The organism is Staphylococcus sp. GDY8P67P, assembly GCF_017892545.1.
Lineage (GTDB): Bacteria > Bacillota > Bacilli > Staphylococcales > Staphylococcaceae > Staphylococcus > Staphylococcus ureilyticus.
The window spans coordinates 167,576-186,388 of the sequence record NZ_JAESLH010000012.1 but is presented as its reverse complement, the minus strand read 5'-3'; the positions used below and the strand labels follow the sequence as shown (position 1 = coordinate 186,388).

16 protein-coding genes are annotated in these 18,813 nt (G+C 33.9%); all 16 read right to left on the bottom strand.

Annotated elements, in window-relative coordinates; translation table 11 throughout:
• Positions 1-14 precede the first annotated feature (14 nt).
• Positions 15-3,188 (bottom strand): carbamoyl-phosphate synthase large subunit, encoded by a 3,174-nt coding sequence (carB, locus tag KA833_RS05475; RefSeq protein ID WP_210128080.1) that lies wholly within the window; start codon positions 3,186-3,188, stop codon positions 15-17.
• Complete coding sequence (locus KA833_RS05470; protein WP_210128078.1) at positions 3,181-4,281, bottom strand: carbamoyl phosphate synthase small subunit; 1,101 nt, start codon at positions 4,279-4,281, stop codon at positions 3,181-3,183. The genes carB and KA833_RS05470 overlap by 8 nt, the downstream gene beginning before the upstream one ends.
• Positions 4,281-5,555, bottom strand: a complete 1,275-nt coding sequence (locus tag KA833_RS05465; RefSeq protein WP_070658394.1) for a dihydroorotase — start codon at positions 5,553-5,555, stop codon at positions 4,281-4,283. The genes KA833_RS05470 and KA833_RS05465 overlap by 1 nt, the downstream gene beginning before the upstream one ends.
• A complete protein-coding gene (locus KA833_RS05460; protein ID WP_046208694.1) occupies positions 5,539-6,453 on the bottom strand; it encodes an aspartate carbamoyltransferase catalytic subunit in 915 nt (304 codons plus the stop codon). Before KA833_RS05460 ends, KA833_RS05465 begins: the two co-directional genes overlap by 17 nt.
• Before the next feature lie 31 nt (positions 6,454-6,484).
• Entirely contained in the window at positions 6,485-7,792 is a 1,308-nt protein-coding gene (locus tag KA833_RS05455) for a uracil-xanthine permease family protein (RefSeq protein ID WP_046208695.1), read from the bottom strand.
• Positions 7,793-8,095: 303 nt separating this feature from the next.
• On the bottom strand, positions 8,096-8,623 hold the full coding sequence (pyrR, locus tag KA833_RS05450) for a bifunctional pyr operon transcriptional regulator/uracil phosphoribosyltransferase PyrR (protein ID WP_046208696.1): 528 nt from the start codon (positions 8,621-8,623) through the stop codon (positions 8,096-8,098).
• Positions 8,624-9,142: 519 nt separating this feature from the next.
• Positions 9,143-10,060: an RluA family pseudouridine synthase gene (locus KA833_RS05445; protein WP_064209065.1), complete on the bottom strand. Its 918-nt coding sequence runs from the start codon at positions 10,058-10,060 to the stop codon at positions 9,143-9,145.
• Between the two features lie 12 nt (positions 10,061-10,072).
• On the bottom strand, positions 10,073-10,549 hold the full coding sequence (gene lspA, locus KA833_RS05440; RefSeq protein WP_064209066.1) for a signal peptidase II: 477 nt from the start codon (positions 10,547-10,549) through the stop codon (positions 10,073-10,075).
• A gap of 136 nt (positions 10,550-10,685) precedes the next feature.
• Entirely contained in the window at positions 10,686-11,480 is a 795-nt protein-coding gene (locus KA833_RS05435; RefSeq protein WP_210128076.1) for a VOC family protein, read from the bottom strand.
• A gap of 311 nt (positions 11,481-11,791) precedes the next feature.
• Positions 11,792-14,542 (bottom strand): isoleucine--tRNA ligase, encoded by a 2,751-nt coding sequence (gene ileS, locus KA833_RS05430; RefSeq protein WP_046208700.1) that lies wholly within the window; start codon positions 14,540-14,542, stop codon positions 11,792-11,794.
• 239 nt (positions 14,543-14,781) lie between these two features.
• The gene (locus tag KA833_RS05425; RefSeq protein WP_046208701.1) at positions 14,782-15,417 is read right to left on the bottom strand and encodes a DivIVA domain-containing protein; all 636 of its coding nucleotides are present in this window, start codon (positions 15,415-15,417) and stop codon (positions 14,782-14,784) included.
• Between the two features lie 134 nt (positions 15,418-15,551).
• The gene (locus KA833_RS05420; RefSeq protein ID WP_210128118.1) at positions 15,552-16,322 is read right to left on the bottom strand and encodes a YlmH family RNA-binding protein; all 771 of its coding nucleotides are present in this window, start codon (positions 16,320-16,322) and stop codon (positions 15,552-15,554) included.
• Positions 16,323-16,428: 106 nt separating this feature from the next.
• Positions 16,429-16,719 carry a YggT family protein gene (locus tag KA833_RS05415; RefSeq protein WP_046208703.1) on the bottom strand — a complete coding sequence of 97 codons (291 nt, stop codon included), beginning with the start codon at positions 16,717-16,719 and terminating at the stop codon, positions 16,429-16,431.
• A 12-nt stretch (positions 16,720-16,731) separates the two neighbouring features.
• The gene (locus tag KA833_RS05410) at positions 16,732-17,313 is read right to left on the bottom strand and encodes a cell division protein SepF (protein WP_046208704.1); all 582 of its coding nucleotides are present in this window, start codon (positions 17,311-17,313) and stop codon (positions 16,732-16,734) included.
• 5 nt (positions 17,314-17,318) lie between these two features.
• On the bottom strand, positions 17,319-17,993 hold the full coding sequence (locus KA833_RS05405) for a YggS family pyridoxal phosphate-dependent enzyme (protein WP_210128074.1): 675 nt from the start codon (positions 17,991-17,993) through the stop codon (positions 17,319-17,321).
• 18 nt (positions 17,994-18,011) lie between these two features.
• Positions 18,012-18,800, bottom strand: coding sequence for a peptidoglycan editing factor PgeF (gene pgeF / locus KA833_RS05400; protein WP_070658380.1), 789 nt, complete (start codon positions 18,798-18,800; stop codon positions 18,012-18,014).
• Between the last annotated feature and the right edge of the window lie 13 nt (positions 18,801-18,813).

The following is an 18,813-nucleotide window of genomic DNA, read 5'->3' as shown; positions in this document are numbered from 1 at the left end:
TTTTTTATTATATTTTACATATTTTTCATCGTGAAAGTCATGCTTTCTATAACGGATGTTAATGCTTCTGCAGTATCTAATGAAGTTAGACATGGTACGCCATTTTCAACAGAGGCACGTCTAATTTGAAAACCATCACGTTCAACTTCTTTCCCTTTTGTCATCGTATTGATCACAATTTGAACATCATTCGTTTGTATACGTGATAATAAATCGTTTTCTCCACCAATTTTACCTACAGTTTCTGCAGTGATATGGTTACTTTCTAATTTTTTAGCAGTACCTTCCGTAGCTAATATTTTATAGCCGACTTCATTTAAGCGAGCCGCGATATTCACAATTTCATCTTTGTCTTTATCACTTACGGTCATCAATACCGTACCATAATCTTTTACTTCCATACCACTTGCTGTCAAACCTTTATATAATGCTTTTTCCATGGTTAAATCTTTCCCCATGACTTCCCCAGTTGATTTCATTTCAGGTCCTAAGGTAATATCTACATTTTTCAATTTGTTAAAGCTAAATACCGGAGCTTTAACAAAGACACCTTCACTATATGGTTGAACGCCCTCGTTATAACCTAAATCCTTAAGTTTCTCACCTACAATAGCGCGCATGGCCAACTGTGCCATTTGAATATGCGTAATTTTACTTAAGAAAGGAACTGTACGACTTGCACGAGGATTCACTTCTAAAACATAAACACCATCATGTGCAATGACAAATTGTATATTGATTAGACCTATGATATTTAGCCCTTTCGCTAAGCGAATTGTATAATCTTCTAATGTTTTAAGTTCATTTGGTGTCAACGATTGTGGAGGATATACCGCAATCGAATCACCTGAATGGACACCAGCGCGTTCAATATGTTCCATAATCCCTGGAATAATTACCGTTTCACCATCAGAAATAGCATCGACTTCAATTTCTTTACCTGTGAGATATCTATCAACTAATACAGGATGATCCGGACTCGCTTTCACTGCTTGATTCATATAATTGGTTAACTCTTCATCGTTATACACGATTTCCATGGCACGTCCACCTAATACATACGAAGGTCTAACTACTACAGGATAACCGATTGTACGTGCATTATTGAGCGCTTCATCAGTTGACGTTGCTGTCTTGCCTTTAGGTTGAGGTACATCAATTTTATGTAACAGTGCCTCAAATTCTTTACGATCTTCCGCACGATTCAAATCTTCGAGTGACGTTCCTAAAATTTTCACACCATACTTTTCAATTTTATCTGCTAAATTAATCGCAGTTTGACCACCAAACTGTACTACTACACCTTTTGGCTGTTCAATATTTATAATATTCATGACATCTTCTTCTGTTAATGGCTCAAAATATAATTTGTCTGAAATTGAAAAGTCTGTAGATACTGTTTCAGGGTTATTATTGACGATAATAGCTTCATAACCAGCTTGTTGAATAGCCCACACAGCATGCACAGTTGCATAATCAAATTCGACACCTTGACCGATTCTTATTGGCCCTGATCCCAAGACTAATATTTTTTCTTTTTCAGTGATAATGGATTCATTTTCTTGTTCATACGTACCATAGTAATATGGTGTAGCTGATTCAAATTCTGCTGCGCATGTATCTACCATTTTATATACTGGTGAAATATTATGTTGTTTTCTTAAGTTATAAACTTCTGATTCTGACATATCAAAACGATGTGCAATAACGCGATCACTAAACCCATAACTCTTAGCAAATTTTAAATAATCTATATCTCCTTTGTGTACTTTTAAGTCATGTTCTATATCAATGATGTGCAAGAATTTATTTAAGAAGAAGTAATCAATCTTAGTCAGTTCGTGTATTTCTTCTAAAGATGTACCTCTTCTTATCGCTTCTCCTATAAAGAATAAGCGCTCATCATCTTGGTCTTGTATACGCGCTTTTATATAATCTAAATCGTATGTTTCACCATTTGGTAATCCCAAATGATGCACGCCATATTCGAGTGAGCGAATTGCTTTTAATAAAGACTCTTCATATGTTCGGCCAATCGCCATTACCTCACCAGTTGCTTTCATTTGTGTACCGAGCACACGTTCACCCTTTTCAAATTTATCGAAAGGAAAACGTGGGATTTTTGAAATAACATAGTCCAACGTCGGTTCAAATGCAGCATAAGAGGTTTTAGTGATTGGATTCAACATTTCATCTAATGATAAACCTATCGCTATTTTTGCAGCTAATTTTGCAATCGGATAGCCTGTAGCCTTAGAAGCTAAAGCTGATGAACGTGACACACGTGGGTTCACTTCAATTATATAATATTTCATTGAGTGTGGGTCTAATGCCAGTTGTACATTACAACCACCTTCAATGCCTAAAGCACGAATAACTTTTAACGACACATCACGTAACATTTGATATTCAACATCTGATAAAGTTTGACTAGGTGCTACTACAATTGAATCGCCAGTATGTATGCCGACTGGGTCTATATTTTCCATGTTACATACAACAATGGCATTATCATTTTTATCTCGCATCACTTCATATTCAATCTCTTTAAAACCTGCGATTGATTTTTCAATTAAGCATTGTGTTGCCGGACTGTAATGTAAGCCATTCGTTACCACTTGTTTAAACTCTTCATCATTATGGCAAATACCACCACCAGTACCGCCCATCGTGAAAGCCGGTCTCACAATTAATGGGTACCCTACCGCTTCTTTAAATTCAAACGCCTGTTCTAGAGTATTGACGATATCGCTTTCTGGAACTGGAACATCTAGCTCATTCATTAAGTCTCTAAATAATTCTCTATCTTCCGCTTGTTGAATAGAAGCCAATTTAGTACCTAGTAATTGTACGTTGTTCGCTTCTAATACACCGCTATCATGTAATTGAATCGCCATATTAAGCCCTGTTTGACCACCTAATGTTGGTAACAGCGCATCAGGTTGTTCTTTACGAATAATACGTGCAATAAAGTCATGCGTTAAAGGTTCAATGTAGACTTTGTCAGCAATTTCATTATCTGTCATGATTGTAGCTGGATTTGAATTTACTAATATAACGCGATAACCTTCTTCTCGTAATGCTAAGCATGCTTGTGTCCCCGCATAATCAAATTCTGCAGCTTGGCCTATAATAATGGGTCCAGATCCTATAACTAAAATCGTTTTAATATCGTTACGTTTAGGCATTTGTCAAAATCTCCTTTTCTTTAAAGTCATGCATCATTTTAATAAATTCATCAAACAAATAATTTGAATCTGTAGGTCCAGGACTTGCTTCAGGATGATATTGTACTGAAAACGCAGGTAATGATTGGTGTCTTAAACCTTCAACTGTACCGTCATTAATCGCTATATGTGTTATTTCTAAAGGTGTACTGGCTAATGAATCTTTATCGATCGCATAACCATGATTTTGGCTAGTTAATGCTATTTTCCCACTCTTTAAATCTTTCACAGGATGGTTTGCCCCTCTATGTCCAAATTTCATTTTAAACGATGTAGCGCCTTGTGAAAGTGCAAATAATTGATGGCCTAAACAGATACCAAAGAAAGGAATTTTTCCTAAAATACCATTAATCATATTAATTGCAACTTTGACTTCTTCTGGATCACCAGGTCCATTAGACAACATGACTCCATCTGGTGACATTCTAATAATTTCTTCTGCTGTCGAATCATAAGGTACAACTGTAACATTACAACCACGTAAATTAAGTTCTCTCACAATATTTTGTTTTTTACCAAAATCTACAAGTACAACACTTAAATCATAACCCGTAGAGACATATGGTGTTTTGGTAGACACTGTTTTCACTTCATCTCTAGGTAATTCAATTACTTTCAACTCTTCTATTAATTGTGGAATATCTGCCTTATTATCTGTAAAAGCTGCTTTTAAAACGCCATAGTTTCTAATTTTTCGAGTAATACTACGTGTATCCACACCTGAAATACCTGGTATATCATAATCTTTTAACACTTCGTGGAATGTTTTTTGCATGCGAAAATGACTCGGATATGTGCTTGCTTCTTTGACAACAACACCATTCAATGTTGGTATCAAAGATTCAAAATCATCTCGATTAATTCCGTAGTTTCCTATTAATGGATAAGTAAACGTAATAATTTGCCCTGTATAAGATGGATCTGATATCGTTTCTTGATACCCAGTCATAGCCGTATTAAATACTATTTCGCCTTTCGTTAAATGGTCCGATCCTAATGGATAACCTTCATAATATGTTCCATCTTCTAAAACTAAATAGCGTTTTTGCAACATTACTTTTCCTCCTTAAATTTAACTTCACCTTCTACCAATGTTAATACTGGAGTTCCGTATACTTTTTCACCTATAAATGGTGTGTTTGACCCTTTTGACGCAAAATCTTCTGCCCTAATCTCTTTCTCGTCTTCTAAATTAATGGCAGTAAGGTCAGCTAAACCACCCTCTTCTAATCTTCCATAAGGTAAATCAAATATTTGAGATGGTTTAATCGTTAAATAGTCAACCAATTGTTGCAATGACCAGTTACCATTTTTTACAAAGTGTGTATACAATAATGGAAATGCTGTTTCACTACCAACAATGCCGAAAGGCGCTTTTGTCATTGGTTGTGCTTTTTCTTCTTTCGCATGTGGCGCATGGTCTGTAGCAATACAATCAATTGTCCCATCTAATAATCCTTCGATTAGTGCAGATCGATCTGCTTTACTTCTTAAAGGTGGATTCATTTTATAAATTGCATCATCACCAGGCACATCATCTTCTGTTAATAATAAATGATGCGGTGTCACTTCTGCTGTTACATGAATTCCTGCCTTTTTAGCATCTCTTATAGCTCGTACACTTTCTTTTGTAGATACGTGACAGACATGGTAATGTGCACCTGCTGCTTCAGCTAGCAAAACATCTCTCGCAATTTGTACCGCTTCACAAATATTAGGTATCCCCGGTATGCCTAATGCTTTACTACGTTCCCCTTCATGCATAGCGCCGCCATATATCAAGCTATTATCCTCACAATGAGCAACGACTGCTTTATTCACTTTAGCTGCTTGTTGCATAGCTTCATACATCATATTTGCTTGTTGTACACCTACGCCATCATCAGTAAAAGCAAATGTGCCTAACTGGGCTAAAGCTTCAAAATCAACATGTTCAGTACCTGCTTGCCTAACTGTGATTGCACTATATGGTAAAACTCTGACGTGTGCATTTTCGTCGATTAATTTGTTTAAACGTTCTAAATTTTCAACAGAGTCAGGTACAGGTCGTGTATTTGGCATTGGACAAACTGTCGTAAAACCGCCTCTTGCAGCTGCTTGTGTTCCCGTTGCAATTGTTTCTTTATGTTCACCGCCTGGTTCACGCAAATGTACATGAACATCAACTAAACCTGGAGCAACAAAATGTCCTTTTAAATCAATGATTTCAACATCGGCATCAACCTCTATGTCTGACGCAATTTTTTTTATGGTTTTACCTTCTATTAAAATTGAAGTGGTTTTAAGTTCACCATTTTCTAAGATTTTCGCATTAGTTAGCAATTTCATTTATTGCTGCCTCCTTTGTTTGTAATATATACTCAATTACTGCCATACGTGTATACATACCATTTTCCATCTGTTTAAAGATGCGAGATTTTTCTGCTTCTACTAAGCAATCATCTATTTCAACACCGCGATTGACAGGCGCGGGATGCATAACAATTGCAGATGACTTCAATCGATTATAACGCGCTTTTGTCAAACCAAAATTTTCATGATAATTTTGATTTTCAAAATTCATTGTTTCTTCATCACCATGTCTTTCATGCTGTACTCTTAGTAGCATGACAATGTCTATGTCCTCTATGACTTTATCTATATCAACATAAGGTGCTTCTAAAGTGTCATCTCTCCACGCTTCTGGACTTGAGAACATCACATTTGCACCGAGTGCGGTTAAACTTTGAAAGTTACTTCTCGCTACACGGGAGTTTTTAATATCTCCACATATTAATATATTTAAATCTTTAAAGGTTTCATACTCTTCGTATATTGTCATTAGGTCTAATAAACTTTGTGTTGGATGCTGTCCACTACCATCACCTGCATTAATAATCGGTAACTTAAGTGAATTTAAATCATTATAGTATGTTGTATCTGAATGTCTAATTACTAGAACATCTGCACCTACTTGTTCTAATGTTTTACACGTATCGTATAAGCTCTCACCTTTTTGAACAGAAGAAGTGCTCGTCTCGAAATCAATCAGTTTTAATCCTAATTTTTGCTCTGCTACTAAAAAGCTACTTTTCGTACGGGTAGAATTTTCAAAAAATAAGTTTGCTACAAATTTGTCTTCATAATTATGTGGTTTAAATGATCCATTTTTAATACCACTTGCAATTTCTATTAGTTCATAAATCTCATTTGTAGTTAGATGTTCCATTGATAGTAAGTTATCCATTTTTTCAGCCTCCTAGTATTGAAATAGACGTTTATTTATTTGACTCAATCTCTTGCGGTAAAATTAAGTTTAGTAGAATACCTGCCAATGCTGCTAATGCCATCCCTTCAATTTCTAAATTTATACCTATACCATTCAGATTGAAGACTAGGTTGCCAATACCTATAACTAATATGACTGATGCGATGACTAGATTTCGGTTACTTGCAAAATCAACTTCACTTTCTACAAGCATTCGCAGACCACTTGCTGCAATAATTCCGAAAAGTAATATCGATACACCTCCCATAACAGGGGTTGGTATAGATGAAACTAATGCTGTGAATTTGCCTACAAAACCTAATATTATAGCGATGACTGCAGCACCTCCAATAACATATATACTATAAATTTTCGTGATAGCTAAAACACCTATATTTTCTCCGTATGTTGTACTTGGTGGGCCACCTATAATACTTGCAAACATCGTTGACACTCCGTCACCAATAATTGATTTGTCTAATCCTGGATCCTTAAAGAAATTTCTTCCTACGATTTTGTTAATCACCATTTGATGTCCAATGTGCTCACTAACTGTCACAAAAACGATTGGTATTAAGACAAGTACTAAACCTAGATGAAATGATGGTGTGTAATCTTTAAATGGTAGGTACACTTCTGGAAGTTGCAGCCATTTTGCTTCAGCTACAGGTTTAAAATTAACAAGCCCCATAAATATTGACACAATGTACCCCGTTATAATGCCGATTAATACAGGTATAAGGGACAAGAAGCCTTTAAAGTATCCTTGAACTATAATCGTCACCAGCAGCGTAATCATTGCTACTACTAAATAACTTAAGTTATAGCCTTTCATATCTCCTGAATTTTCAAACATCGCCATATTGACTGCGGTAGGTGCCAGACTCAAACCAATCACCATAATAACTGGTCCAACAACAACCGGGGGAAGTAAGTGCATAAGCCACCCTGTTCCACTTAACCTAATAGCTAATCCAATAAGCACATACATCACTCCGCTCATAAACAATGCTACTAACATGTCACCTAAGCTATGTGAATTCAATCCAGTTATGATTGGTGTGATAAATGCGAAACTTGAACCTAAATATGCGGGTATTTTCGCTTGTGTAATTAATATATATAATAATGTCCCTATCCCTGATGCTAGTAAAGCAGATGATATTGGTAATCCAGTTAAAAATGGTACGAGGACAGTCGATCCAAACATTGCAAATAAATGTTGAGTGCTTAGAAATGCCCATTGTCCTAATTTAGGTTTATCTCGTACATCTAATACTGGTTTAGCTGTCCGTTCAAACATTGTTTCATTTTCCATGACTTTCCGCTTCCTCTCATAAAAAAAGTCCCTTTACATTGTTTTCATGTAAAGAGACTTAAAAAGTATCTATCCTCAAATCAAAATTCAGCTTGTTCAAACAACATTACGACTTAAATCATCAGCATTGCTGTTTGAATAGTTAGCTTAAATTAAGTTCAGATGATATGGAGAGAATCTATAGTATATGTTTTTTATAATATAACTATATTTTGAAGTGTGGCTTCCTAGCAACTTGCCTTTGACTTCCACATGATTCTCTTCCCTTTCTCAGTCTCTCGTACTGAATTAAAAGGTGTTGATTTATTCAATTACAACTGCATTTCTACTATCTATTTCACTAAGAAAAACCGAGACAGCTTCTTCTCTAGCGGTCGGTATATTTTTACCAACAAAGTCTGCGCGTATTGGAAGCTCTCTATGTCCACGATCAATAAGCGTTGCTAATCCTATTTTTCTAGGTCTTGCATATTGAAGTACTGCATCAAGCGATGCTCTAACTGTACGCCCAGTATATAGAACATCATCCACAATAATCACGACTTGATTTGTTATATTGACATCAATTTCATACGTCTGTTCTGCCACTTGATCTATTGTCTGTTCTAAATCATCTCTAAATTGTGTAATATCAATCGTACCTGTCGGGACAGTTATTTCCTCAATTTGTTCAATTTTTTGTTGGATACGTCGTGCTAAAAATGCCCCTCTTGTTTTAATGCCTAATAAAATTAATTCATCAGTACCTTTGTTGTATTCTAAGATTTCGTGTGCAATACGTGTAACTGTTCTTTGTATTGCTGCTTCATCCATAATTACGCGTTCTGACATTTTGGGCACCTACCTTAATTTTAATGATATTAAAAAAACCTCACATCTTCAGAAGACATGAGGTAGCGTAATAAAATATTACAAACAAAATGTAGAGACATATCTAAAACTTAGATGATTTCTCCATCATAACCATTTTTGTACTTGTGATTATGACTTTTATCGCGTTTTACGAAAAACTACGATGGCTTTAGCTATTGTTATAACTTAAATACTTTGTTTGTATATTCTATTTTCATTACATGTCTTCGAAGCCTCTCTGGACTTTCAATTAAAGACGTTCGTTCTTTATTAAACTGTCATTATATTATCATGAATAACATATCGTTGCAAGTCTATATTAGAATATCGTTCGTTTTATAAAAGCGATCGTTTGCCTTTAAATCATTTTTTCACTTCTATTCATGCTTGTTGGGGTGAGATAACGAAATCTAATTAATAAAATTAGATTTCTGTTCCAATCCCATTTATATATCATGGTATTATCTAAAATTCACGATATAACTTAGCAAAGCATTATTAATTATCAGATTTACGAATATCATTTAAGAGTTGCTCAAATTCCTCTGGTAAAGGTGCTGTCTTTTCAATATACGCTTGTGTAACTGGATGTTCAAAACCGATTACTGCAGCATGCAATGCTTGACCACCAATATCTAATGTTTTTTTCTGACCATATTTGGGATCTCCTACTAATGGGTAACCAATGTATTTCATATGCACACGAATTTGGTGAGTACGGCCTGTTTCTAACTGACATTCTATTAACGTATATTTATTAAAATGTTCTAATACATTAAAGTGAGTAATCGCGTCTTTACCATCATCAACTACAGCCATAGATTGGCGGTCATTCTTATTTCTACCAATAGGTGCATCAACAGTACCATAATCATGTGGAATGTTACCATGTACCAATGCAATATATTTACGCGTTACTGATTTATCTATCAACTGTTCTACTAAACTACGATGTGCAACATCATTTTTTGCAATCATTAATAACCCGGAAGTGTCTTTGTCAATACGATGTACAATTCCTGGACGTATCTCTCCGTTTATACCAGATAAGTCTTTCATTTGATACATTAGTCCATTTACTAATGTACCCGTATAATGACCTGCTGATGGATGTACTACCATCCCTTTAGGTTTATATACAATTGCGACATCATCGTCTTCATAATAAAAATTCAGATTAAGATTTTCTGGTTTAATATCTGCCTCAACAATTTCTTTCTCAGTTACTATAATTTTATCATTTGACTTAGTTTTATAATTGGATTTTATCACTTTACCATTGACTTTAACCAGGCCTTCTTTAATCCAATCTTGCATTTGAGTACGTGACCATTCAGTATTAAATTCAGGCAATAATTTATCTATTCGTTGTCCTACATTAGCTGGGTCGTCTATATTAAACTCATGAAATTCCATACACTATCTCTCCTATTCTTCTGTCCTCATATCCCTTAATAATGCGATTATTACTAAAACGACGCCTATAGTTAAACTAGAATCAGCTACGTTAAATATTGGAAAATTATAACTAAATATATAAGTATCAACAAAGTCTACAACTTCACCATTTAATACACGATCAATAAAGTTACCTAAAGCACCAGCAAACAATAAACTTATAGCAATTTGCATTAACAAATTATGCTTCGCTTCTTTTATAAAAAAGACAATGAGTATGATCAGAATAATGACAGTTATAATATAGAAAAAAGCCATCTTTCCACTTAAAATTCCCCATGCTGCACCATTATTTCTATGTGAAGTGATACTCAAAAAATTAGGGATTACTTCAAATGAGTCACCAATTTGCATTGTTTTAGTTATTATAAATTTTGTGATTTGATCTAATATAAGTATAACAATTGTTATAAATATAGAAATACCAATATAGTACTGACGTTTCATGTCTGTACCTCCTATTTGTTCTTCGTGCGGTCGCTTTTTACAACAACTCTCATTATATCCTAATCAAACTTATAAAAAAAGTTACAGTTCAAATAATAAGTTGATTTTTTAAAATGTTATTAAAATAGACATTATTCTAGAGTACGGAATAATAATTAAACCTAAATTGAATACCATCAGGTCCAGCTAATAATTTATGTGTTGTTTCTGGAAAATGAAAATCTACACACGCTAAACCATAAGTTCTATGATTTTCTATACGTTTTACACTTGATAACCAATTATTCACTACGAGATGTTGGTGATAACCATTTGAAGCTAAATAAACCGCACTGTCAGTTTCTACAGAAGAAGGTACCAAACCAATGTAATTTTTATAATATTGCTTAACTCTATTTAATCGAATTGTTTTTAAATTTATATATCCAATAATACTTTCATTAGGAATACCTTGCCACTTCTCATCTGAGACATAAGTTAGTAATTTAGGTACATTTAATGGTTTTGTTTCTAAAACTGCTTTTTCATTTTCAATAGACCATTCATCAATGGGATTATCTACATAAAACTCCAAGCCGTTTCCTTCCGTATCTTCTAAATATAATGAAGTTGAAATGTTGTGTTCGCCACCATTGATAGGTATTTTATATTCACTGAATTGCACAAGCAAGTCTGCTAAGTCTGTTTTAGATGGTAATTTTATCGCTAAGTGAAATAAACCTGCTTCTGAAACAAGAGGTTCTCTTCCCATATTGATTTGATTAAGTGTCATGAAGTGATTCAGATTACCAACCTCATATTGAATTGTAGAATATGATTCATTTACTACATTTAATCCAATAATATCTCCATAAAATTTTTTCATTTCATCTTTATCTCTTACATTTAATATAATGCCATTTACAAAATGGGCACTTTCGTTATGGAACATATTTAACACCTTTCTAATTGCTTATTGCATCCATTATATCTGATTTATTTAATTTTAAATTTTAATATGCTCATTTTAATCTTACTTTTGGATTCGTGAAATAACTCGTTTCATTTTTATATTAGCGAAAAGAAAACCTGGGACATCGTACTGATGTCTCAGGTTTTTCAAAAATATTAGTCATAACTTGTTTTAATGTAAAAATACATATCGCACTTTTTATAATTCTATTTAAATACATCAGAACAAAACCGTTTAATATTTTATGAATAACGTATTTGCCATGTTCTTACTTTAACATTTATCAATATTTAAACAAGTGTTTTAACTACTGCTTGACAACGTGGACATAGGTTATCTAATTCACCTACTGAACCCAATGATTCACTATAGTTCCAACAACGTTCACACTTTTCTCCGTGAGCATGTTCAATGTGGATATCACCATATTGATATGATTCTCCATTTTCAACTTTATCAACTACCTCCGCTTGTGAAGTAATAAATAATTGTTGTAGGTCAGAGAATTGTTGTAAAAATGTAGTCGCATCAAAGTTATCATTGCTACCGATTACCACTTTGGCTTCTAATGATTTACCAATTACTTTTTCATTACGCGCAACTTCTAAAGCACGGTTCACATCGTCACGCAATTTCATAAATGTATTCCATTTTTCCATGAATTCAGCATCAACTGCTACACGTTCAGGCATACGTGTTAAATGAACACTTTCTTCCTCTACATGTGGGATATGTGACCACACTTCTTCAGACGTATGCGCTAGGATAGGCGCTAATAATTTTGTCATGTCTACTACAATTTGGTACAACACTGTTTGCATACTGCGACGTTTATGTGCATTCTGCTCTTCAATGTACAAGATATCTTTACCGTAATCTAAATAGAAATTACTTAATTCAACGTTAATGAAATTTTGTAATTCTTGATATATATCTAAATAATCATAATTATCGTAATTGTCTAGCGTATTCGCAGTAAATTCACGTAATCTATTTAATAAATATTTATCTACTTCTAATAGCTCAGATTCTGCAATTGCATCTGTTGAAGGATTATAATCATTTAAATTACCTAACATAAATCTTAAGGTATTTCTAATTTTACGATATACATCAGAAGTTTGTTTTAAAATTTCATCAGAAATACGCACATCTGATAAATAATCTACACTACTTACCCAAAGACGCGCAATATCTGCACCTTTTTGTTTGACGATTTGATCAGGTACAATGACATTACCTAATGATTTACTCATCTTTTTACCTTCACCATCCATCACAAATCCATGTGAAAGTAACATTTTATATGGTGAAATTCCTCTCGTAGCAACAGAAGTTGTAATTGAAGAGTTAAACCAACCACGGTACTGGTCACTACCTTCTAGATATAAATCAGCAGGATATGAAAGTTCCGGACGTTCTTCTAATACACCACGGTGTGATGATCCAGAATCGAACCAAACGTCCATGATATCTGTTTCTTTTGTAAACACACCATTTGGACTGCTTGGATGTGTGAACCCTTCAGGTAGTAACTCTGCAGCTTCTCGCTCAAACCATACATTTGAACCATGTTCTTGGAATAAATCTGCAACATGATTAACAGTTTCCTTAGTCATAATAATATCGCCATTTTCCGCATAAAATACTGGTAATGGTACACCCCAAACACGTTGACGTGATATAACCCATTCGCCACGATCTCTTACCATGTTATAAATACGAGTTCTACCCCAATCAACCTTGAAGTGTGTATCTTCGATTGCATCTAAAATATCTTGACGTACTTTATCAATAGAGGCAAACCATTGTGGTGTTGCACGGAAAATAACAGGTTTTTTAGTACGCCAATCATGTGGGTAACTATGAGTAATAAATTCTAATTTTAATAATGAACCATTTTCTTTTAATAAATCTGTAATTTCTTTGTTCGCTTTATCGTAGAACATACCTTCAAATTGACCGGCTTCTTCTGTAAATACACCTTTATCATCTACAGGGCTAATAACAGGCAAGTTATATTTTTGACCTACTACAAAGTCGTCTTCCCCATGTCCAGGTGCCGTATGAACACACCCTGTACCAGCATCTGTTGTCACATGTAATCCATTAATCACGAGTGACACACGATCAACAAAAGGATGTTGTGTTTCGATATACTCTAAGTCACTACCTTTGAATTCTTTTTCTAATTCAATGGCATCTTCGTTCCATCCTAATGCTTCAGCAACATTAGCAACTAAGTCTTTACCGATGATATATTTGTCACCATTCACATTATATTGACCATAAATTAAATCTGGGTGTACTGTGATCGCAACATTCGATGGTAATGTCCAAGGTGTAGTAGTCCAAATAACGAATTTTGCATCTTCATCAACAATACCTTTGCTATCTTTAACATCAAATGCTACATAAATAGATGGCGAACGCTTATCTTGATATTCAATTTCTGCTTCAGCAAGCGATGATTCACTAGATGGTGACCAATAAACTGGTTTTTTACCTTTGTAAATAAGACCTTTATCAGCCATTTCACCAAATAAACGAATTTGTGCAGCTTCATATTCCGGTTTTAATGTAATATATGGATCAGCAAAATCTCCTTTAACACCAAGGCGTTTAAAATCTTTTTTTTGATTTTCTATTTGTTCTAACGCAAATGCTTCACATTTTCTTCTAAATTCAGCAATTGATAATTCTTTACGCTTAACACCTTTTTTAGTAAGCGCTTGTTCAATTGGTAACCCATGTGTATCCCAACCAGGAACATATGGTGTATAGAAACCTTGCATTGTTTTATAACGCGTAATAAAATCCTTCAAAATTTTATTTAACGCATGTCCCATATGTAAGTTACCATTTGCATATGGTGGACCATCATGTAAAATATAATGTTCGTTATCTTTATTTTTGTCTAATGCTTTTTGATAAATATCATTAGCATCCCATTCTTCTTGGATTTTTGGCTCTTTATTCGGTAATCCTCCACGCATTGGAAAATTCGTTTTCGGCATTAATAACGTATCTTTGTAGTCCATTTCCTACACTCCTTATTACAATATTCTGACTTGATTAGTATTTAACAATAAAAAGAACTCTAAGTTCAATTAACAGGGACGATATATACCGCGTTACCACCCTGATTAACTCAACTTAGAGTTCTCTCATTGCATGTTATTCAGTTAAAACTACAGTGATATAAGAAACAAATATATATTAGGCTCACACTATCCCTAACTCGCTTGAATATATCGACTGTTTCTTACGCGTCTGCTGTTTATTGTTTATTATTCTCATTATCTGTTGAACCGCTGTTATCTGTTGCTTCTGCATCCGCCTCTGCCGTACTATCTGCTTCAGCTTTTGCTTTCATCGCTTTTTCTTCTTCAGTTAATTCATTTTCATTTAAATGATTAATATTCTCTTGTGTTACTTGTTCAGAATCAAGGTCATAATTTAATAAATAATCCCAATCATCATTTTTAAGTAAATCTAACTGTGCTTCTACTAACATACGGAAACGAGATCTAAATATTTTAGATTGGCGTTTCATATCTTCTGTTTGGAAAGAAAGACGACGAGCTTTTTCAACTGCATCATTGACAATACGATCTGCTTCGCTTTTTGCTTTAGCAATTGTTGCCTCTGCATCTTTATTGGCTGCTGCTTTCGTCTCTTCTCCAGCTTGTTTCGCTTGAACTAATGCATCGCTCACAGATTGATGCACATCTTTATAAGATTGAATATTTGTTTCTTTATCTTCGACAACTTTTTCTAGTTGTGCTTTATCTTCTTTTAAACGTTCAATTTCATTACTGAGCTGTTCTAGATAACTTTCAACTTCAGTTGGTTCAAAACCCGTTTTCACACGAGTAAAGGATTTGTTTTTTATTTCACTTGGTGTAAAAGCCATGCGTCATTATCCTCCTTCTATCATACACTATTTTGTAATTTCATTAAATATCATAAATAAAATTTCATCTAATATGGTATCATTGCTTATATTAGTCGTTAAAATTCGGTTGTTCTACACCTTATAAGTATAACTTATTTAAATAAAGTTTTGTAGGAAATTCGTACTTTATCTTTTTTTGTTTTTCCACCAATATCAGTAATCATTGCTCTGCCATACCCTTGAATAGATAGTAAGTCACCTTTATCCAGTTGGAAATCTGCAGAATCAATAATCGTATGATTAACTTTAACACGTTTCTTTTCGATTAACTGTTTGCTAATGGAACGAGATTTACGAATCATTTCTTTTAGAACGACATCTAAACGTAAACCAGTTACGGTTGTTTCGGATGAGTACCAGTTCTCTACTGATTGTATCATATCTTTTATTGGTAGCGCATTTAGTTTAACTGTCGCGCCTTTAATTTTATTTAATTCCAATATAATATATGATTCTAATTGCTTTGTCAAAGTAAATTGTATGCGATTATCTACAACAATATCACCTAATTGGTCTCTTTCGATTCCCAATGACATAATTGTGCCCAAGACATGTTGGTGTTGAAGTGTGACAAATTTTTGAGGATAATCGATTTCAAAAAGAATGATTTCAAAATCTTCCACCTCAGGTTGAAAGTAATCTGGTGCTATGATGGCTCTTTGTCTCTCAGCATATGGCCCACCATAAAAAGTAACTTCTAAATCTTGAAAACTACCAACTACAACATTTAATATATATTGGCCTCTGGGATCTAAAAAGGAAGTTAATACAGGTGCAAACTGGTCGTTGGCACGATAACACTTATCGATGAGTTGATCGATTAATTCATGTTCTTCTTTTCTAAAATGTTGATAAATATCGATGTGATTTCACTCCAAATATAAGTTAAAGCACCTCTCGTTTTTAACGTTAGGTGCTTAACATTTATTTTATAATTTATTCAAATATCATTTATCCTCAATACAAAACTTACACTAAATAATTTAAAATTAAATTAAAAATATTTTCTAAACCAGTTCGGAATAATACAAGTACAATTATTGCAACAATGGATGAAATATCAATCATGCCAATAGGTGGAATAATTTTACGGAATGGTTCTAAAAACGGTTCATACAATTTTGATAAAAATTGACCGAATTTATTTTCACGTGCGCCTGGAAGCCATGACATAAAGAAATATACAATCATCCCAAAGTAATAAATTTGAACCAAGAATAAAATAAATTGAAATATATTTGCTAATAAACCTATATCCATGAATGTTTACCTCTATTCACCTTGGTATTCCATATTTTCGATTTGATCTGTTATGCTTCCTGCAACTTCAACATTATCTGGCGTACATAAGAATATGTCAGAACCTACACGTTGAATGTCTCCACCAATTGCATAAACGGTACCACTTAGAAAATCGATAATTCTTTTTGCAGATACTTTATCAATACGTTGTAAGTTCACTAAAGTTGCTCTGCGATTTTTTAATTCGTCCGCAATGTCTTGAGTATCTGAAAAGACGCGTGGTTCAAATAAACACATTTTAGAACTTTCTTGCGTAAAACCATAATTGTTTTGATCTTGATTATTCATGTTCACAACGTTCCTAGTATTATTTTTAGGTGCACTGTTATTCATTTGATACTTCCTTTCCCCGGTTGATTGTTGTAATCTTGTTGGTTGTTTTTTGGGTACGGACTGTATGCGTTGTCTTTCTGTATTGTCATTTTGTTGATTATTATAATTTGTTTGAGACTGCGCTTGTTGTCTATCTTGTTCTTCTTCAGGTGGCGCTTGTAAATCATCGTCTTCCTCTTCAACTACGAAAAAACCACTAAATAAATCTTTTAAAGCCACGGGGCTCACTCCTCTTTTCCTACAAGTTTAGTCCCAATTCTCACAAATGATGCACCTTCTTCGGCTGCTAAATGGTAATCATTACTCATTCCCATTGACAATTCTGTGCATGGTGCATAATTTAAATTGAGCGCTTTAATTTCATCTCTCTTTGCTCTTAATGATTTGAATAAATCTTTAATATACGGTTCATCATCCGTATAAGGTGCCATCGTCATAAGACCAATTATTTCTATGTTTTCATATTGCTCTAAATCCTTAATAAACGTATCTACCTCATCTAAAGCGATACCTTGTTTTGACGTTTCTCCAGAAACGTTGACTTGAACAAAACATTTCACTTTATGTTCAGCTCTTTTATTAATCTCTTTTGCTAATTTCAGACGATCTAAAGCGTGAAAATAGTCGATATCGTTAATGACCTCTTTAACTTTTCTTGTTTGTAAAGAACCGATAAAATGCATGACTACATCGTCTGGTAAAGCTGCTTTCTTTTGTTGAAAACCTTCTAAACGATTCTCACCAAAATGTCTAATACCTGCTTGATAAGCATTATTAGCTCGCTCTATTGTAACATATTTTGTCACTGCTATCACGTGCGGGACTGTTGTAATATTACCTTTTTCGCAATGTATTTTCAATTGTTCATTTATTTGCGCTAAACTTTGTTGTACATCCAATTTTTATACACCTCTTAGTTATTGACCAATATAAGCTAACATTCGACCTGTATCGCCTTTCTCTACTCTATATGAAAAGAATAAATTTAAATCTTCCGATGTCGCATAATTCGTTATATAAATATTATTTTTCGGAACACCATCATACTCTAACAACATAGCATTCGCCTTTTTTAGGTCTATGCCATGACGATTGTCACCTCTTGTTTCGATATATTGATGAGCATCTATAGGTAATTGCTCAAACTTGCTTTTAATATCATCATTAATTTCATATGAATTTGCAGTTGCTGGTCCAATAACAACGCTTAAGTCGTTCCAATCAAATGGTATACATTTTAACATTTGATTGACAATTTGACCTACTGTGCCACGCCAACCTGCATGAGCTAAGCCTACAAAGTGATGTTTTTCGCTATAAAAATAAATTGGTACACAATCTGCATAACACATAGTTAATAAAATGTCATTTTCAAATGTATACATACCATCTATACCATGTAATGCATTAGAAAGACTATCAATATTAGTACCTTTATCTTTGTTTGTAATTTCAACTACCTTATTTTCATGTGTTTGAATCGGGAAAACCCATTGATTTCTCGGAAACTGAATTACAGAAGCAAGTAACGCTTGGTGTCTCGTTACATTATCTTGATCATCATTAATGTATCTAGCCATATTAAATGCATCTTTCGGGTAATGGCTGTATCCTTCTTCTCTTGTTGTTATACCCAATTTCACATTCTTTAATTGATTATCGTCATATTTTAAAATATGACGATCTTTGATAAATTTCTCTTGCATGCTATAAACCTCC